Origin of the sequence: Streptomyces sp. 4N124 (assembly GCF_052245395.1) — a bacterium.
Classification (GTDB): domain Bacteria; phylum Actinomycetota; class Actinomycetes; order Streptomycetales; family Streptomycetaceae; genus Streptomyces.
Genome location: NZ_JBQQBS010000011.1, coordinates 87,893 through 105,435, shown reverse-complemented (window position 1 = coordinate 105,435; position 17,543 = coordinate 87,893). Strand labels below are relative to the sequence as shown.

15 protein-coding genes and 2 pseudogenes are annotated in these 17,543 nt (G+C 70.2%); 6 read left to right on the top strand and 11 right to left on the bottom strand.

The window, feature by feature from the left end; genetic code table 11:
* Positions 1 to 2: 2 nt before the first annotated feature.
* From ACTWQO_RS14135 to ACTWQO_RS14095, 9 genes and pseudogenes are all read right to left on the bottom strand, one after another.
* Entirely contained in the window at positions 3 to 1,544 is a 1,542-nt protein-coding gene (locus ACTWQO_RS14135) for a sugar ABC transporter ATP-binding protein (protein WP_443237635.1), read from the bottom strand.
* Positions 1,544 to 2,707, bottom strand: coding sequence for a substrate-binding domain-containing protein (locus ACTWQO_RS14130; protein ID WP_443237634.1), 1,164 nt, complete (start codon positions 2,705 to 2,707; stop codon positions 1,544 to 1,546). Before ACTWQO_RS14130 ends, ACTWQO_RS14135 begins: the two co-directional genes overlap by 1 nt.
* 166 nt (positions 2,708 to 2,873) lie before the next feature.
* Complete coding sequence (locus tag ACTWQO_RS14125) at positions 2,874 to 3,389, bottom strand: cupin domain-containing protein (protein ID WP_443237633.1); 516 nt, start codon at positions 3,387 to 3,389, stop codon at positions 2,874 to 2,876.
* A 119-nt stretch (positions 3,390 to 3,508) separates the two neighbouring features.
* A complete protein-coding gene (locus ACTWQO_RS14120) occupies positions 3,509 to 4,291 on the bottom strand; it encodes an SDR family NAD(P)-dependent oxidoreductase (RefSeq protein WP_433454485.1) in 783 nt (260 codons plus the stop codon).
* Between the two features lie 66 nt (positions 4,292 to 4,357).
* The gene (locus tag ACTWQO_RS14115; RefSeq protein WP_443237632.1) at positions 4,358 to 5,386 is read right to left on the bottom strand and encodes a LysR family transcriptional regulator; all 1,029 of its coding nucleotides are present in this window, start codon (positions 5,384 to 5,386) and stop codon (positions 4,358 to 4,360) included.
* A 282-nt stretch (positions 5,387 to 5,668) separates the two neighbouring features.
* A pseudogene (locus ACTWQO_RS14110) lies at positions 5,669 to 6,503 on the bottom strand (fumarylacetoacetate hydrolase family protein); the annotation flags it as partial.
* A gap of 18 nt (positions 6,504 to 6,521) precedes the next feature.
* Positions 6,522 to 7,544 (bottom strand): amidohydrolase family protein, encoded by a 1,023-nt coding sequence (locus tag ACTWQO_RS14105; RefSeq protein WP_443237631.1) that lies wholly within the window; start codon positions 7,542 to 7,544, stop codon positions 6,522 to 6,524.
* Entirely contained in the window at positions 7,541 to 8,665 is a 1,125-nt protein-coding gene (locus ACTWQO_RS14100) for an FAD-dependent monooxygenase (protein ID WP_443237630.1), read from the bottom strand. The genes ACTWQO_RS14105 and ACTWQO_RS14100 overlap by 4 nt, the downstream gene beginning before the upstream one ends.
* 47 nt (positions 8,666 to 8,712) lie before the next feature.
* Positions 8,713 to 9,018, bottom strand: coding sequence for an antibiotic biosynthesis monooxygenase family protein (locus ACTWQO_RS14095; protein ID WP_443237629.1), 306 nt, complete (start codon positions 9,016 to 9,018; stop codon positions 8,713 to 8,715).
* A gap of 318 nt (positions 9,019 to 9,336) precedes the next feature.
* On the opposite strand from ACTWQO_RS14095, the gene ACTWQO_RS14090 reads away from it, so the two are divergent.
* The 5 genes and pseudogenes from ACTWQO_RS14090 to ACTWQO_RS14070 all read left to right on the top strand — a co-directional run.
* Positions 9,337 to 10,314 (top strand): fumarylacetoacetate hydrolase family protein, encoded by a 978-nt coding sequence (locus tag ACTWQO_RS14090; RefSeq protein ID WP_443237628.1) that lies wholly within the window; start codon positions 9,337 to 9,339, stop codon positions 10,312 to 10,314.
* On the top strand, positions 10,311 to 11,264 hold the full coding sequence (locus ACTWQO_RS14085) for a VOC family protein (protein WP_443237627.1): 954 nt from the start codon (positions 10,311 to 10,313) through the stop codon (positions 11,262 to 11,264). Before ACTWQO_RS14090 ends, ACTWQO_RS14085 begins: the two co-directional genes overlap by 4 nt.
* Before the next feature lie 70 nt (positions 11,265 to 11,334).
* Positions 11,335 to 12,642, top strand: coding sequence for a histidinol dehydrogenase (gene hisD / locus ACTWQO_RS14080; protein ID WP_443237626.1), 1,308 nt, complete (start codon positions 11,335 to 11,337; stop codon positions 12,640 to 12,642).
* Positions 12,639 to 13,418 carry an SDR family NAD(P)-dependent oxidoreductase gene (locus ACTWQO_RS14075; RefSeq protein ID WP_443237625.1) on the top strand — a complete coding sequence of 260 codons (780 nt, stop codon included), beginning with the start codon at positions 12,639 to 12,641 and terminating at the stop codon, positions 13,416 to 13,418. The genes hisD and ACTWQO_RS14075 overlap by 4 nt, the downstream gene beginning before the upstream one ends.
* Positions 13,419 to 13,976: 558 nt before the next feature.
* A pseudogene (locus ACTWQO_RS14070) lies at positions 13,977 to 14,168 on the top strand (CorA family divalent cation transporter); the annotation flags it as partial.
* A 109-nt stretch (positions 14,169 to 14,277) separates the two neighbouring features.
* On the opposite strand, the gene ACTWQO_RS14065 reads toward ACTWQO_RS14070, so the two are convergent.
* On the bottom strand, positions 14,278 to 14,691 hold the full coding sequence (locus tag ACTWQO_RS14065; protein WP_443237624.1) for a hypothetical protein: 414 nt from the start codon (positions 14,689 to 14,691) through the stop codon (positions 14,278 to 14,280).
* 269 nt (positions 14,692 to 14,960) lie between these two features.
* Here ACTWQO_RS14065 and ACTWQO_RS14060 point away from each other — a divergent pair, with 269 nt between their 5' ends.
* Positions 14,961 to 16,271, top strand: a complete 1,311-nt coding sequence (locus tag ACTWQO_RS14060; protein WP_443237741.1) for a chloride channel protein — start codon at positions 14,961 to 14,963, stop codon at positions 16,269 to 16,271.
* 72 nt (positions 16,272 to 16,343) lie between these two features.
* Here the strand turns inward: ACTWQO_RS14060 and ACTWQO_RS14055 are convergent, their stop codons facing one another.
* Positions 16,344 to 17,279, bottom strand: coding sequence for a cyclase family protein (locus ACTWQO_RS14055; RefSeq protein WP_443237623.1), 936 nt, complete (start codon positions 17,277 to 17,279; stop codon positions 16,344 to 16,346).
* Positions 17,280 to 17,543: the final 264 nt, after the last annotated feature.

Here is a 17,543-nt window from a genome sequence, read left to right as displayed (position 1 = left end):
GGTCATGTCCTTGCTCCGGAGGTGAGGGACGGTGAACGCTGGACGAGGTGGACGAGGCGGTCGGCACTGAGCCCTTCGCCGTCGGCCTCGGTGACGACGCGGCCTTGGTGCAGCACGAGGACCCGGTCGCACAGGGCTGCCAGTTCCTCCAGGTCGGAGGAGGCGACGAGGACCGCGCAGCCGGAGGCCGCGGTGCGGCGGACCACCGTGTAGATGTCGGCGCGGGACATCACGTCCACGCCCTGGGTGGGCTCGTCGAGGAGCAGCAGTTGCGGATCGCGGCGCAGCCAGCGGCCCAGTACGGCCTTTTGCTGGTTGCCGCCGGACAGGGTGCTGAACGCCGCCTCGACGGAGGGTGCCTTCACGCCGTAGCGGCTCACGAGGTCCTGGCTGTCGCTGCGTTCGGCCCCGTGGTCCAGGCGCCAGCGCCGCCAGTAGTGGCTCAGCACCGACATCGACAGGTTGGCCCGCAGCGGGAGGTCCGGGAACGCGGCGTCAGCGCCGCGGTCTTCAGGGACGTAGGCGACGCGGGCGCGCATCGCATCGCCGGGGCCGGTGAAGGACACCCTGGCGCCGTCGAGTTCGATGGTGCCGCCGGTCGGCCGGTGGGCGCCGAAGAGGGTGCGCAGCAGCGAGGTGCGGCCGGAGCCGAGCAGGCCCGCGACGCCGACGATCTCACCTGCGCCTACCTTGAGGTCGACGCCACTGAGCGGGCCGCCGGTCAGGTCGGTGACCGTGAGCACCGGGCGGGGCCGGCTCGTGCTCACGGTCGGACGCACGGCCTCGTCCAGTGCGCGCCCGGCGATGAGCTCCACCAGTTCGGACTCCGTGGGGCGGTGGTCCACGAGGGTGCCGGCGACCCGGCCGTCCCGCAGCACCGTGTAGTCGTCGGTGACGTCGATGACCTCGCTGAGGCGGTGGCTGACGAGGATCACCGTCTGCCCCTGGTCGGCACGCCGACGTACGGACTCCAGAAGGAAGCTCGCCTCGTGCTCGGGCAGGCTCGCCGTGGGTTCGTCGAGGACCAGGACGAGGTCGTCCCGGTCGGTCTCCTGCAGTGCCCGTGCGATGGCGACCATGGTGCGGGCGGCAGGGCGCAGAGTGCCGAGCGGGGCGCGGGGGTCGGCGCCGATCTCGAACCGCTCCAGCAGCTGGGCGACCCGGTCGTGCAGCGCCCGCCAGCTGATCCGGGCGCCCGCCCGGGTGGGCCAGCCGGAGGCGAGCGCGATGTTCTCCGCCACGGTGAGGTCGTCGAAGACCCCGAGGTCCTGGTGGACGAAGCGGAGCCCGGCCGCCTGTGCGGTGGCGGCCGAGAAGTGCCGGGCTTCCCAGCTCTGCTCACCGACCTCGATCGTGCCGCCGTCGGCGCTGTGGGCGCCGGCGAGGATCTTGATGGTGGTGGACTTGCCGGAGCCGTTGCCGCCGAGCAGCGCGTGGACCGTGCCGGCACGGACCCGGAGGTCCGTGCCGTGGAGCACCGTGGTACCGCCGAACTGCTTCGTCAGCCCGGTGATCCGCAGGGCCGTGCCGGACGGGCGGCTCACTACTTCCCCCACCCGGTGGTGTAGTGCTTGACGTAGTCGACGGGCGGCTCGTAGGAGCTGCCCTTCTTGGGCAGGTTGTGGTCGGCGTCGATGCCGACGAGGCCGACGCCCGCCGACTCCGCGGGCTTCTGGCCCGCCAGCAGCCGGACGGCGTCGTCGACGGCGGCCCACGACAACTGCTTCGAGGAGTAGCCGACGTCGCCGTCCTGCGCGCCGCCGCTGCGGATGACGTCGGCGTTGGCCGCGTTGCCGAAGTTGCCGACCACCGTGAGCTGGGCACTCCGCCCGGAGGAGGAAATGGACTGGCCGATGCCCGCCTGCAGCCAGCCGTCGATCGGGAAGGCGACCGCGTTCACGGTCGGCGCCCCGAGGAGGGCGGAGGAGAACTTGGAGCCGAGCGTGTTGTTGACGAGGTCCTGGTTGCCGACGTCGAGCTGCTTCACGACCTCGCAGCCGGAGCACTTCTTGAGCTCGTCACGGAAGCCCTTGGTGATCATCGGGCCCCAGATCGGGTCGGTGAAGTTGACCAGGAGCACCTTCGCCTTGCCGTTGGTCTTGCCGATGACGTAGTCGGCCTGGAGCGCGCCCATCCGAGCGCGGTAGTCCGCGAGGGTTATGCCCTTGAGCGGGGTGGTGACCGCGGAGTACAGCTTCTTGCCGCCGACCACGTCGCAGTCCATGCCGCCGTTGCCGATGGTGACGACCCCGGCCTTCTTGGCCTCGCCGAGGGGGCCCTGGACGGCCGGGCAGTCGATGCCCACGGGCACGATCACGTCGGCCTTGGCACTGATCGCCTGCCGGATGCACGCCCCCCAGCCGCCGGGGTTGAGCTTGCCGTCACAGAGCTTGGTCTTCCAACCCGCGGCCTTGCCGGCCGCCATGGCGGCCACGCTGGGCTCCACACATCCGGGCTGCTGCTGGCCGCAGGAGATGACCCACAGGTTCACCCCTGCCTTCGGCTTCGCGGTGACCTCCGGCAAGTCGCCGGTGGCGCCCTTGAAGGCCGTCTCCAGGGCGGCGCGCGCCTCCTTGGAGGTCCCGGAGCCGGAGGATCCGCCGGCCGAGGTGCTTTGAGAGGCGCCGCAGGCGGCGGTGACGGCGGTGACCACCGCGACGATCAGGGGGAGGGCGAGTCTGCGGAGTGAACGCCTTTGTTCGGACACGATTCTCCTTGGGGAGCGGTGGCGGAAACATCGCCATTCCGGAGTCGGTGATGGCTGGAATTGAACACAGCGGGCGACTGCGAGGGAAATTGCCAATCCGCATGAGTGTCATCGCGGAGCACGATGCGTTTGATCCTGCTGATACGCGGCCACTTCGGCAGCGATATCAGGGGTGATTGGGATCCGTCAGCAGGCTTTCCATGACTCCCTCGGGAAGCCGCTTCGTGAGCCGGTCGGAGAATTCGCCGTCGACAAGTACGAACGCCATCCGGGCGACCGCTTGGGAGCGGTTCTCCCAGCGGTGATCGGTGCCCCGCTGAACGACCACGTCCCCCGACCGCAGCACGGTCTCCGTGTCGTCGAGCACCAGGACGACCTCCCCCTGCAGCACGATGCCGTAGTCGACGGTCTGCGTACGGTGCATCGGTGACACGGCGCCCGGCGGGAACTCGTTGATCCTGATCTTCGTCCCGTTCGGGTCGGGCGGCACGGTCAGGGAGATCTGCGTCGGCTCCGGTTCGTCAGGGTCTATGAGGGCCGGCGTTCCGCGGGTGTTCCACAGCTCGTGGAAGACCGCGCCGTCCGGTGCGGTCCGCACCACGGGCGGCGCTCCGTCGGAGAGGAACACCGACTTTCCGTTGTCGTCGTGACCCGTGACAACCCGGCGAGACGTCCAGCTCATACAGCTCACCTTTCAGCGTGACGAATGAATCAGCGTGTGCCGGAAAAGGGCACAGTGCGGCCCCGCCCTGCGGTGCGGAAAACACCGCGGGGTGTCAAAGGCAAAGAATGCGAAGGGCTCTATACGGCGTCGAGCGCGTCGGTGAACGCCTTGGTGCCGCCGTGTGCCGAGAATCCCCCGTCGACGGTGATCTCGGCGCCGTTGACGTACGCCGACTCATCGGAGAGGAGGTACACCACCAGCGGTGCCACCTCCTCGGGGACCCCGGCCCGGTTCATGGGCGTCATCGACAGATGCGCCTTCACGAACACGGGGTTGGCGTTGGCCATGATCGGTGTGTCGATGTATCCGGGGTGGATGATGTTCGTACGGATCCCCCGGGGGGCCAGCTCCAGCGCCGCGACCTTCGACAGTCCGCGCAGTGCCCACTTGCTGGCGGTGTAGGCGACCGCGTGGTGGGCGACGAGGCCGGCGACCGAACCGACGTTGACGATCGAGCCTCCTTCGCGCATCAGCGGGGCCATGGCCTGCATGCCCAGCAGGGCGCCGGTGGTGTTGACCGCGAAGGCCCTGTTCCAGTCGGCGACGTCGACCTCGCCGAGCCGCGCGCGTACCGGCACGCCGGCGTTGTTGACCAGGCCGTGCAGGGGACGGCCGAGTGCCTCCAGCCAGTCGGCGAGAGCGGCCCAGTCGTCGGGTGAGGAGACGTCGAGGTGCCGGTAGTGGACGTCCAGGCCCTGGGCGGTCAGGGAGGCGGCGAGGGCCTCGCCGTCCTCGCCGAGGACGTCGGTCGCGAAGACGGTGGCGCCCTCGCGGGCCGCGGCCTCCGCCTCGGCGGCACCCTGCCCCCGGGCGGCACCGGTGACGACAACGCTTCGGCCTTCCAGACGCCTTCGGCTCACGGCTTCCTCCTGTTTTCCCGCTGTGTCCCGTCCGGGCACTGGGCCGTACCCGGCACGGGACTCACGCTAGGAAGCGGAGACGAGATGCGGAAACGGTTGTTGCCGATGGCTGGCATCCGGAGCCGCCATGGCTTGAACGGCGGCAGCGCCGGTCGTCGAATCCCCGGCGGCGGGAGCCGGCATGCCGGGTTCGGCCAGTTCCGCGCCGACGCGACGGACCACGCCGCGCAGCCATGTGTGCCCGGGGTCCGTATGGCGCTTGTGATGCCAGTACATCGCCTCGACCAGCGGCAGCTCGTCGGGGAACGGAGCCGGTACGACGGCACAGTGCGCGAAGCCCGCGTACCGGCGGGCCAGCCGCTCCGGCACCACCGCCACCAGATCGGTGCCACTCACCACGAACGGCAGGACACTGAAACCCGGGGTGCTGACCTGGATCCTCGGAGTGATCCCGAGCACCTCCAGCTGACGGTCCGACGGGGTGGGGCTCTTGGCGAATCCGGCCGCGGCGTGCGGCATCTCCGCCAGGTCCCGAAGGCTCAGCCGCCCGTCCACCAGCCGTGGGTTGTCCGGGTCGACGATGCACACGAACCGGTCGCGCAGCACCGCCTCGTGGACCCCGGGCACCCCGTAGCCGAGCGGCGCGATCAGCAGATCGTGACAGGCCAGATGCCTCTCGCTCGCCAGCTGCCCGGGCGTGGGGTGGAAGTCGATGCGCACGCCCGGCGCTTCCTGCCCGATGACCCGCAGAAGCGGCTCCACCATCACCATCATCATGTAGTCGGACATGACGGCGGAGAACCGTTGGTCGCTGGTGGCCGGATCGAACCGACGAGTCAGGGACAGGGCCTCCTCGGCCTTCTGCAGCGACGCCTGTACGACGGGTAGGAGGCGCTCCGCGAGCGGCGTCAGCTCGTACTCCCGGCCCACCCGCACCAGCAGCTCGTCGTCGAAGTGTCGGCGCAGCCGCGCCAGCGAGCCGCTCATCGCGGACTGGCTGGTGTTCAGGCGTTCACCCGCCCGGGTGACGTTCTTCTGCTGCAACAGCGCTTCGAGCGCCACCAGCAGGTTGAGGTCGATCGTTCCAAGCCCCATCCGAGTCCCCTTCCGGCAACGTCGCCGAACGAGCGCCGAAACGCGGGATTAACCAGGGCGGTGAGCTTAACCGGGAGCAATCAGGCAAGGAAGGGGTGGCGTGCGGCCGTCATCGAGATCCATACCAGCCATCGGTGCCACGGATGACAGTCCCCGCGTTCAGGGCCGCGGGGTGCGCCCGCGCTTGCGGGCCCGGGGCAGGTAGACGTCCTGGCGGCCCGGCACGATCCGGTTGGACACGCTGCCGAGCCGTTCCACGGTCAGCGTCACCACGTCACCCGGGGTGAGCGGGGGCGGGGTCCGCTCGCCGTTGCGGCCCCAGTGCTCCGCCAGGGCGCCCCAGCCGCAGGTGCCCGAGCCCAGCAGGTCTCCCGGGCGTACCCAGGTGTCGCGGCTGGCGTAGGCGGTCATCTCCTCGAAGGTCCACGAACAGTTGGCGAGAGTGTCGCGGCCGATGAGCACCCCGTTGACCGTGAGGGTCATCTCCAGGTCGAGGAAGCCGTCGGGGTCCCTGCGGCACTCCACCTCGTCCGCTGTCACCAGGAACGGGCCGAGGGGTGTTGGCGAAGTCCTTGCCCTTGGAGAAGCCAAGACCCAGGTCCTTCTCCGGCTTCTGCAGGTCACGGGCGGACCAGTCGTTGAACACCAGGTAGCCGGCGATGTGGTCCCCGGCCTGCTCGGGCGTGAGGTCCCGCCCGAGCAGGCCGATCACGGCGGCCACCTCCAGCTCGCAGTCGAGGACCGAGCACCCGGCCGGGACCGGCACCTCGTCGTGGGCGCCGTAGGCGGCGTGCGGGTTGGTGAAGTAGAAGTTCGGCGCCCGGTACCACTCCTCCGGGATGTGCTCCAGACCGTCCAGGGCCTTCGAGACGCCCTCGATGTGCGCCTCGAAGCCGACGAAGTCACGGATCGACGGCGGCTTCAGCGGAGGCAGCAACCGGACGTCCTCGACCCGCGGACCGCCGTCCCCGGCGAGGGCCCGCTCGCCCGCCTCCCGCAACGTCCCGTTCTCCAGGAGCGAGAGCACCGTGGTGCCGTCCGGCAGCGGGTGGATCACCCCGTCCCGGACGACACCCGCGCGCTCGGCGTCTTCGTGCTCGTATGTCGCGAAACGCATCGTGTGTCTCTCCCGTGCTCAGTGGTGGGTGGGGGTGGGTGCCCGCCGGACCGTCCCCAGCAGGTCCATGGCGTTGCCGCCGGCGATCGCGGCCCGGGCCGCCGGGTCCAGCCCCGCGGCGTCCAGGCGCGCCACCGGGTCCTCGACGCCCATGTCGAAGGGATGGTCGGTGCCGAGAACGACACGGTCCGCACCGGCCTCCTCGACCAGGTGGCGCAGTCCCCGGGGCGTGTAGACCAAGGCGTCGAACCACATGCGCCGCAGGTAGGTGCTCGGCGGGTGGGCGCAGCCCCGTGTGTCCTGGCGTACCTGCCAGGCGTGGTCGGACCGGCCGATGTACGTGGGCAGGTAGCCGCCGCCGTGCGCGGCGACCAGCTTCAGCCCCGGGAAGCGGTCGAGTGTGCCGCCGAAGATCAGCCGGGACAGCGCGACGGTGGTCTCCACGGGCTGGCCGACGGTGTTGCCGAGGTAGTGGACGGCGAGCCGTTCCCCGAGGGAACAGCCCCACGGGTGGACGAACACCACCGCGCCCAGCTCCTCGGCCTTGGCCCACACCGGGTCGTGGGCGGGGTCGGCCAGCTCGCGGCCGTCGACGGAGGTGGAGACGCTGATCCCGTACAGCCCAAGTCCGGTGACCGCCTCCTGAAGCAGCTCCACCGCGAGGTGCGGGTGCTGCAGCGGCACGGTGCCCAGGCCGCACAGCCGCTCCGGAGCCTGCGCGCAGTGCGCGGCGACCGCCTCATTGGTCGTACGGGCCAGGCGCCGCGCGAGGTCCTCGCCGGCCCAGTAGTGGTGCATGGGCATCGGCCCGACCACCTGGATGTCGACGCCCATGGCGTCGAGGTCCGTCAGCCTTGCCCGTACGTCGGTCAGCTTGGGCCGCAGCCGGGACAACTGGGCGCGGTTGGCCGCCAGCGACTCGGGCGCGTGCGCCCGCTGCTCGGCTGCGAACTCGGCCGCGAGTCCGTCCGTACCGGCGCACAGCTCGTCCGCAGCGGGGACGGCCAAGTGGCCGTGGAAGTCCACGACAGGCATGGTCATGCCGGGGCCCGCAGCGCGTCGAGGGTCTCGGTCATCAGCCGGGCGGGGTGGGCCCCCGGCGTCTCCGGGTCGATCTCCCACTCGGCCAGCTTCAGGGAGTTCTCCAGCACCAGCCGCACACGGGGCATCCGCCGTGCCATGAACGCCTTGAGCGCGATCTCGACCGGGTCGTCACCGACGAGCAGCTCCGCGAGGACCACCGCGTCCTCGGCGCACATCGCCGCGCCCTGCGCGACCAGGGGCGGGCACGCGTGCGCCGCGTCACCGATCACGATCGTCCGCCCCCGGTACCACGGTTCGTCGATCATCACGGTCTCGATCCAGCGGTAGTCGACCGCCGTGTCGTCGGGCAGCGCGGCGATGAGCCTGCCCCAGGTGCCGCCGTATCCCTCGCCGCGTTCACGCAGCAGGGACACCGGGGCGGACGGGCCCACCAAAGAGGCATCCAGGTTCTCGTCCAGCAGGTAGGCGTAGCACTTGTCCGGGGAGATGGGGCTGTAGCCGGCCTTGTAGCGGGGGCCGCCGTAGTAGACCTCGGGGCCGTCCATCTCGGCCGGGCGGTCGGCGACCACCCGGAAGATGGACATGCCGACCGGGCGCGGCTCGACGGTGATGCCGATCAGGGAGCGCATGTGCGACCTGATGCCGTCCGCGCCGACGACCAGGTCGTAGCTCCCCGTGGTGCCGTCGGTGAAGGTCACGTCCACACGGCCGGTCGACTGTTCCAGCCGCTCGACGGTGAGGCCCAGCCGGACGTGCACCCCTTGGGCGTACACCGCGTCGCACAGGGCGTTCTGGAGGTCGGAGCGGAGCGCGCCGGCCGTCGAGGGAAGGTCGGGTCCGCCGGTGTGGGCGACCGCGAGATCGGTGATCAGCTCACCGTTCGCCTGGCGCAGTCGCAGACCGTCGAAGGGCACCGCCCGGGCGAGCACCTTGTCCAGGACGCCCACCGAGCGCAGCGCCTTCAGCGCGTTGCCCTGGAGGGTGATGCCATGGCCGACACCGAACCACTGAGGTGAGATCTCGACCAGGTCGACGTCGACGCCTCGCTGCGTCAGCGCGAGCGACAACACGCTTCCGGTGATGCCGCCGCCGACGACGAGCACCTTGTCCACTGCCATGGGCATTCCTTGCCGTGTGAGATGAGAGGGAGGGGAAGGCCGGTCCGTCAGCCGGTGAAGCGGTCCCCGAGTTCGTGGTAGTGCTCGACGACCGGGGCCTTGTCGAAGTACGGGCCCACCAGGGAACGCCAGCGCTGGAACCGCTCGGAGCTGCGGAAACCGACGGTGTGCGCCTCGACGCTGTCCCAGCCGACGAGCAGCAGGTAGGTATGCGGCCGCTCCTCGCAGCGCAGCAGCTCGGCCCAGTGGAAGCCGTCGGCCTCGGCCAGAACCTTGCGTCCCTCGGCGAAGGCCGCCTCGAACTGCTGCTCCTGGCCGGCCGACACGGTCAGCTCCGCGTGCTCGACGATCACCAGATTCTCCTGACGTTCCGGGTGCGACGGTCCAGCACACCCGACGCCCTCCGTCGGGTCTGCGTTGCATGACCCTCCGTGAGCTGCTACCGCGCGGTCAACGGATTCGGGCATCGCGAATCAGCACGTCATCCATCCCCTACGGCGATGGACCAGTCGGAAACCATGCGCGATCTGGGGTGACGGGCAGTAGTGGCCGAACGTGATGGCTGGCATCGCCGATGACCATTTCCGCCGCGCCCTCGCGGCTGCCTAGCGTTCCGGGTGGATGCAGTGTCCGCATCCCTTTCCCTGTCACAGATGGACGAGGAGTCGCTCGTGCCTGATCAGTTGCCCCTGCACGCCGGGCCGTTCGCGCTCGGCACCTTCAGCCGCGAGGGCGGCGATCCGTTCCCGGGACTGGTCACCGCCACCCGGGTGCGCGATCTGTCGGACGTGGCGGCGTCGGTGCGTGCGTTGGTCGAGGACTGGGACGGGGTGCTGCCGCGGCTGTCCGCTCTCGCCGAGGAGCCGCAGACACCGGACGGCGCCTGGCACGACCTGGCCGACCTGCGCATGCACGCCCCGATCGAGCCCGGCCAGATCCTCCAGTCGGGTGCCAACTACCGGCGTCACGTGGTGGATCTGGTCGCGGCCGAGAAGGAGAGCGTGCACGGGGCCAACCCGGAGGAGGCGCGGGCCGACGCCGAGAAGATGATGGACGAACGCGCCCGCAACGGCGTGCCGTACATCTTCCTCGGCTCGCCGCGCGCGATGTGCGGCCCCTACGACGAGGTGGTGCTGCCGGAGCTCGGCGAGCAGCACGACTGGGAGCTGGAGCTCGCGCTTGTCATCGGCCGTGAAGGGCGGAACATCGCCGCGGAGGACGCGTGGTCGTACGTCGCCGGATACACCATCTGCAACGACATCACGACCCGTGACCGGCTCTACCGCCCGGATCTGAAGGCCATCGGCACCGACTGGTTCACCGCCAAGAACGCCGACACCTTCCTGCCGACCGGGCCGTTCCTGGTGCCGGCCGGCTTCGTCGGCGACCCGTCCGACCTGCGAATCACCCTGCGCCACAACGGGGTCGTACGCCAGGACGAGTCGACGAAGGACATGATCTTCGACATCCCCCGGCTCATCGCGTACGCCTCGACCACCAGCACACTGCGCCCCGGTGACCTGCTGCTCACCGGCTCACCCGCCGGCAACGGCGCCCACTGGGGCGTGTTCCTGTCGCCCGGCGACGTCCTTGAGGCCGAGGTCACCGGCCTCGGCCACCAGCGCAACACCGTCAGGAGCATCCGATGACCTCGACTTCTTCCGACGCCTTCCAGCCCATCACCCATCTGCGTCACTTCGACCTGGCCGTGCCCGACTTCGACCAGCAGCGCACCTTCTACTCCGAGGTGTGGGGACTGACCGAGATCGCGGGCGACAGCGGCATCGCGTTCTTCGCGGCCGAGGGCAGCCCCGAGCAGTACGTCGTCCGCATCCGCAAGGACCAGCGCAAGCGCATGGATCTGGTCGCCTTCGGCGCCGCCTCGGTGGCCGATGTCGACGAGCTGGCCGCACGGCTGGGCACCGCGGACGTCCCGCTGGTCAGCGAACCGGGTGCCATGGACACTCCGGGAGGCGGCTACGGCTTTCGGTTCTTCGACCCCGACGGGAGGGTCGTCGAGGTCTCCGCGGACGTGGAGAACAGGGTCCACCGCAAGATCGAGGAGAGGGAGGCGGTCCCGGTCCGGCTCTCGCACTGCGTGGTGAACTCCACCGATCCGGCGGGACTTCGGGACTTCTACGCACGGCACCTGGGCTTCCGGCTCTCCGACACCCTGTTCTCGCAGCACATGGGTGACCTCATGTACTTCATGCGGTGCAACCCGCTGCACCACTCCTTCGCCATCGCGCGCGGCCCCCATGTCTCCCTGCACCACGCGTCGTTCGAGATGCGCGGAGTGGAGGAGTACATGCGCGGCACCGGACGGGCGCTGCGCGCCGGGACACGGCTGACCTGGGGGCCCGGCCGCCACCTGGCGGGCGACAACACCTTCGCCTACTTCCACGACCCGCACGGCAACACCGTCGAGTACACCACGGAACTCGCCGTCCTGGAGGAGGACCTGTGGCACCCCGGACGGCATGACGTGGACGATCCGCTGACGCAGGACCAGTGGGGCACCGCCGACCCGATGAGCGAGTCGGTGGCCAAGGAACAGTTCAACGACCCCGACGTGCTGTTCGAGGCCCCGCCCGTGTGACCGGGATGTGATCAGCACCCGCCGCCCCCTCTGGTCGAACGCACCCGAAACATCCGAGAAAGGCGCCACCGTGGCGAAGACATTCCTGAAGACCGCCGTTTCCAAGGAACAGGTCGCCGTCGACCTGAACGCCGTGCGCGCCACGGTCACCGACGTCATCGCGGACATCCGCGAACGCGGCGACACGGCCGTGCGCGAGTACTCCGAGAAGTTCGACGGATGGAGCCCGGAGTCCTTCCGGCTGTCACCGGAGCAGATCGAGGAGATCGTCTCCTCGGTGCCCGCCCAGGTCATCGAGGACATCCGCTTCGTGCAGGAGCAGGTGCGCACGTTCGCCCGCCACCAACTCGACTCCCTTGGCGAGTTCGAGGTGGAGACCCTGCCCGGCGTGAAGCTCGGTCAGAAGCACATCCCCGTCCAGGCCGCGGGCGCCTACATCCCCGGCGGCCGCTACCCGCTGACCGCCTCCGCCCACATGACCATCGTCACGGCGAAGGTCGCGGGCGTGCCCCGGGTCGTCGCCTGCACCCCGCCGATCCGCGGCGAGGTCCCCGCCGCGACCGTCGCCGCCGCGCACCTGGCGGGCGCCGACGAGATCTGGCTGCTCGGCGGTGTCCAGGCCGTCGCCGCGATGGCCGCCGGTACCGACACCATGCGACCGGTGGACCTGATCGCCGGGCCGGGCAACGCGTACGTCGCCGAGGCCAAGCGGCAGTTGTTCGGCGAGATCGGCATCGACCTGTTCGCCGGCCCCACCGAGATCCTGGTGCTGGCCGACGGTGACGCCGACCCGTTCGTCTGCGCCGTCGACCTGCTCTCCCAGGCCGAGCACGGCCCCGACTCCCCCGCCGTGCTGATCACCACCTCCCGCGAGGTGGGCGAGCGGACCATCGCCGAGGTGGAGCGGCTGCTGCCCGGCATGCCGACGAAGGACTTCGCGGAGCCGGCGTGGCGGGACCACGGCCAGGTGATCGTGGTGGACTCCGTGGACGAGCTGTACACGCTGGCCGACGAGTTCGCCTACGAGCATGTGGAGGTGCTCACCGCCGACCCGCGCGAGGCACTGGAGCGAATGACCCAGTACGGTGCGCTGTTCCTCGGCGAGGGCACCTGCGTGTCCTTCGGCGACAAGGTCATCGGCACCAACCACGTGCTGCCCACGCGCGGCGCCGCCCGCTACACCGGCGGTCTGTGGGTCGGCAAGTACCTCAAGACGGTGACCTACCAGGAGGTCACGGACACCGGGTCGCAGGCCCTGCTGGGCCGGCTCTGCGGCCGGGCCGCCCGGATCGAGCTGTTCGAGGGACACGCCCGGTCCGGCGACGTGCGGGCCGCCAAGGCCGCGGGAGACGAACTGCCCTGGGCGGTGCGGGCATGACCACCCTGCCCCTGCGGGACCGTACGGCACTGGTCACCGGTGGAGGGGGCCCGCTCGGGCGGGCCTTCTCCCTCGCGCTCGCACAGGCCGGGGCCCGGGTGATCCTCGTCGGCCGCAACGAGCAGGCCCTCTCCGGGGCGGCTCGCCGTGTGGCCATGGAGGGTGGCACGGCCCGCACCGCGGTGTGCGACGTGTCGGACCCGGCGTCGGTCACGGCACTCACGGACACGCTCGCCGACGAGGACATCTCCGTCCTGGTCAACAACGCGGGCGTCGCGGGCCCGGTGAAACCTCTCACCGAGGTCGAACCCGACGAGTGGGACGGGGTTTTCTCCGCGAACGTACGCGGCGTCTACCTGATGTGCCGGGCCTTCCTTCCCTCGATGATCGGGGTCGGCCGCGGTGACATCGTCAACATCGCCTCGGTCAGCGGCAAACGCCCCCTCCCCAACCGCACCCCCTACACGGCCTCCAAGATGGCCCTGCTGGGCCTGACCCGCACCCTCGCCGCTGAGGTCGGACCCCACGGTGTCGCCGTCAACTCCCTCTCCCCCGGCCCGGTGCGCGGCCCGCGCATGGACCGCAACTTCCGGCTGGAGGCCGAACTGACGGGCAGCACACCGGAAGAGGCCGAGCGGGCGTTCGCGTCCCGGGCGGCCCTGGGCAGACTGGTGGAGGAGGACGAAGTGGGGAAGGCCCTGGTGGCGATGCTCGCCATGCCCGGACTCTGCGGCGCGGACATCGACCTCTCGGCCGGCATGATCGCCCCCTCGTGACCCACGCTCCGGCCCCGACGTACGCACGTGGCCCCGGCCTGCCCGACGCGGAACGCATCGTCCTCAACCTGCACCGCGCGCCTACGCCGAGACCACCGGCCACCCCTTCGACCTGCCCCAGGCCCTCACCGAGGCGATCACCTACAACTCGGGCCCCCTCCACACCCAGGTCTGACCGGCGTCGGCCTACCTCACGGCCGCCTGGAGCAATACCGCAGCGACGTCCACGCTCTACGTCCCAAGTGGCCTTCGGACCCCTGGGACGACGAGTGGAACGGCCCCGTCTCGATACATCAGGATGGCTCGGTCCTGGCCCTGCATCTGCTGCCCTGACTCTGCGTGACCATGGAAAGTCGTCGAGGAGCCTTCCCGCCATGCCCATCGACCACTGGCGGGGAGGTTTTCTGGGGAGAATCTGGGGAGTACGGGCGGCGCTGGGGAGCGCGTGGGGAGAAGCGGCTGCGTAGCCCGACAAGAATCTGAAAGATCCAGAAAGATGGATCAGCCCGGGTCAGCGACAGGTTCAGCGGCATCGTCGCAGGTCAGGGCCTTCCAGTGGACGACTTCAAGAAGATCTCGTCGTGGGCGGCGATCCTGTTCGCTCCGACGCTGGTCGGGACGGTCTACGGCATGAACTTCGAGCACATGCCGGAGTTGCACTGGGTATTTGGATACCCCCTGTCAATCGCCCTGATAGCCACGGTTTGCACCACTTTGCACTTCATCTTCAAGCGGCGGGATTGGCTCTGATTCCAACCTCTCGGGTGCAGACAGAGGACCTCGCGCTGTACCGGGAAGGTTCGTGCCCGCCGGCGGCACTGCTGTCCGCGTCTTCGGCGGCGGCCACGTGGGGGCGGCTTCAGGCTTCTTCCAGCGCTTCACCGAACTCGCGCAGCATCCGGCCATGATGGCTGTGGGCGAGCTGGTGTCCGACCGCCAGGACCAGCGCCACTGGCCATTCGATGATCTCTACGGCGGCCAGTACGCCAACGCCGGCGAGAAAGGCGAGCTGCTCGGCAGGGGGCAGTTCAACACGAGCGCCGAACACGTCGAGACTGACTGCGTTGCGGGTAACAGCGCGCTCAGCCGCCCCACTTGCCGTCTTCGCGTCCGGCCCCGGGGCACCGAGCCGGGCGGGGTGGGCGTTGTGTGAGGCAATGGTCGATGCGGTCATGGTTGCCATCCGTTCCATCGTCGACCGGGAACTCATCGGCGATGCGTTTTGGCGCTTTACCTTGTTGTCCACCATATCCAGGGGGCCCGGACGGCGCATGGCCAGCCAGTCTGCCGGTCGGGGAAGTCCTCATGCGGCTCCGCTCGGCCACAGGCTGGGGCCGTCCAGGTGCGCGAGGGGAAGATTCTCCACTGACCCCGGCGGTGTGGCTTTCGGCGATGAGTGACGGATTGGATAGCCTCCTTACGTTATGGGTTGAATCACCTGTTGTGTCGCGACCTCGGGAGGGCCCCATCGCCGGCACGAAAACAGATGCGGCCGGGTCCGCGCCGGGGAATCAGCCCCAGGAGGCCGACCAGCTGCAGAACATGCTGCGCCGACCCGAATACCGCAAGGCGCTGGTGTTCTGCGGGCTCATCGGTGTTCCGGTGTCGCTCATCGCGTTCTGGTTCCTCGTGGCGATGCACGAGCTGGAACAGCTGGTCTGGACGGACTGGCCCAGGGATCTGGGCTGGAAGCAGGCTCCCTGGTGGTGGGGGTTCCCGCTGCTGCTGGTGGCCGGTGTGGCCGTCGGCCTGATCGTCACGCGGCTCCCGGGGCTGGGCGGTCACATCCCGGCGGGCGGCCTGCACGCGGGCGGCATCACGAGGAAGTCGCTGCCGGGTGTCCTCCTCGCCGCTCTGTTCAGCCTGCCGCTCGGTGCCGCGCTGGGCCCCGAGGGGCCCCTGATGGCTCTGGGTACCGGCCTCGCTCTGCTCTTCGCGGGTCTCGTACGGGCACCCCGGACCGAGGCGGGCACGGCACTGCTCGGCGCGGCCGGCTCCGCGGCGGCGATCTCGGCCCTCTTCGGGAACCCGGTGGTGGGCGCGGTGCTCCTGATGGAAGTGGCCGGAGTGGGCGGGCCGCAGCTCTTCGCGGTCATGCTGCCCGCCATGCTGTCCAGCGGAATCGGGGCGTTGGTGTTCACCGGTTTCGGCCGCTGGACCGGCCTGCAGACCATGAGTCTGAACATCGGTCTGCCCAAGGCGCCGCCGCTCGACGCCGGGGATGTCCTGTGGGGGCTGCTGATGGCACCGGCCATCGCTCTCTTCATCCACTGGGCCTTCGTAGGCGGGCGGTTCACGGCCGGCTTCGTGTCGTCACGGACGGTGCGCAACACCACCCTCTGCGCGCTCGGGGCGGCCGGCTGCATCGCGCTCTACACGGTCGCCACCGGCCGTTCGCCTGCCGAGGTCGCCCTGTCCGGGCAGGCCACCCTGGGCCAGCTGGCCTCGGATCCGCATGCCTGGTCGGTGGGCGCGCTCATCGCGGTGCTGGTGTTCAAAGGTGTCGCGTACACGCTCTGCCTGGGAAGTCTGCGAGGCGGGCCCGTCTTCCCCGCGCTGTTCTTCGGCGGGGCGATCGGCGCCCTGCTGGCGCCGCTGCCCGGCTTCGGCCTGGTGCCGGCCATGGCGGCCGGGATGGCGGCGTCGGCCACCGCGGCCCTGCGGCTGCCCGTCTGCAGCGTGGTGCTGGTCGTCCTCCTGCTGGGCAACGTGGACACGGTCCCGGTCGTGGTGCTGGCGGCGGTCGCGTCCTTCGTCCTGACCGAACTGTTGCCGCAGGGCCCCCGGATCCCCGCGTTCAGCGAGTCGCCGGCCGGTCGAGCGCGTCGTCGAGAGTCGTCGCCCGGCAGTTGACGACGAGCGCGGAGCTTGCGGGGTCGCTGCCGAAGCGAACCGTGCCCGGCCCGACTTCGCCGGGCCGGGATCTCACAGCACTGCGAGCGGATTCACCGGGGAGCCGGTCGCGGAAGGCAGCCGCAGCGGCGCGATCACACACAGGAACGACCAGCGCCCCTCTCGCACGCAGACCGGTGCGAGGTCCTCGAATCGCAGGTAGTCCAGAAGGTGCAGCCCCATGGCATGCACGGCGAGTACGTGCACCGGGAAGGCCACGCCCTGTGTGGTGCTGGGCGCCGTGTCGTTGTTGCCGTCGCTGCCGAGCACCGCCACTTCCCGCTCGGCAAGGAACTCCAGGGCCGTCGGATGCAGCCCGGCCCGTGCGCCGGCGGTGTCCCACGGCCCCCGCTCCTCGCGGCGGCGCCGGTGTCCGACTCGTACGAGCAGGATGTCGCCGGGGCCGGCTCGGACACCCTGCCGGGCCTCGGCAGCGGCGAGGTCCTCCGCGGTGACGTGGGAACCGGGTTCGAGCCAGGGCAGGCCGTTGAGTCCCGGGATGTCCAGCAGCACACCGCGTCCCACGATGCCGTCCCGGACCAAGTCGAGTGACAGGGTGCTCGCCCCGTCGGGCGACAGGGCGTCGGCGGCCGGGACGCCGCCGTGCAGAGTGCCGTTGTGGATGACGTGGCACAGGGCGTCGATGTGGCTGTTGACATCGCTGTGGACGTCCATGGCGAAGCGGTCCCTGGCGAAGTCCAGGCCCCCGCCCGGTCCCGGAACGCCGCCCGGCGGAGCGGTGAGCCGATGCTCGGCAGGCTCCGGATCGTCGGGCCCGGCAAGGGTGTTCACCGGAGCGGCCAGCGAGATCGTACGGCCCGAACGCACCTCGCGTACGGCGGCCAGCACCCGCTCGGAGGTGAGGGTGTCCAGGGCACCCCGGGGCGAGGCCGCACCGGGGGCCGTGCTCCGCAGCCGCCGGTACAGCGACCGGAAGTCCGCCTCGCTGAGCTGTGGGGAGGTCGGCATGCTCCCACCATCCGGCAGGGCCCGGGAGCTCGCGCGCGGAGCCGCTCGACATGGGTCGTCCCGATTTGCGGCAATTCGATGCCGCCGCGCCGATGGACGGGCGACCAAGGTCTCGGAGGTTGCGATGGACATGCAGCACGTCCGGGCGGTGTCCCCGCCGGATCTCACGGACCGGGCGAGCGACCTCGTACGCAACCCCGACGGCGACTCCATCGAATGCGACGTGCTGACCGGCGCCGGTCGACTTCGCCTTCTCCGATCGCG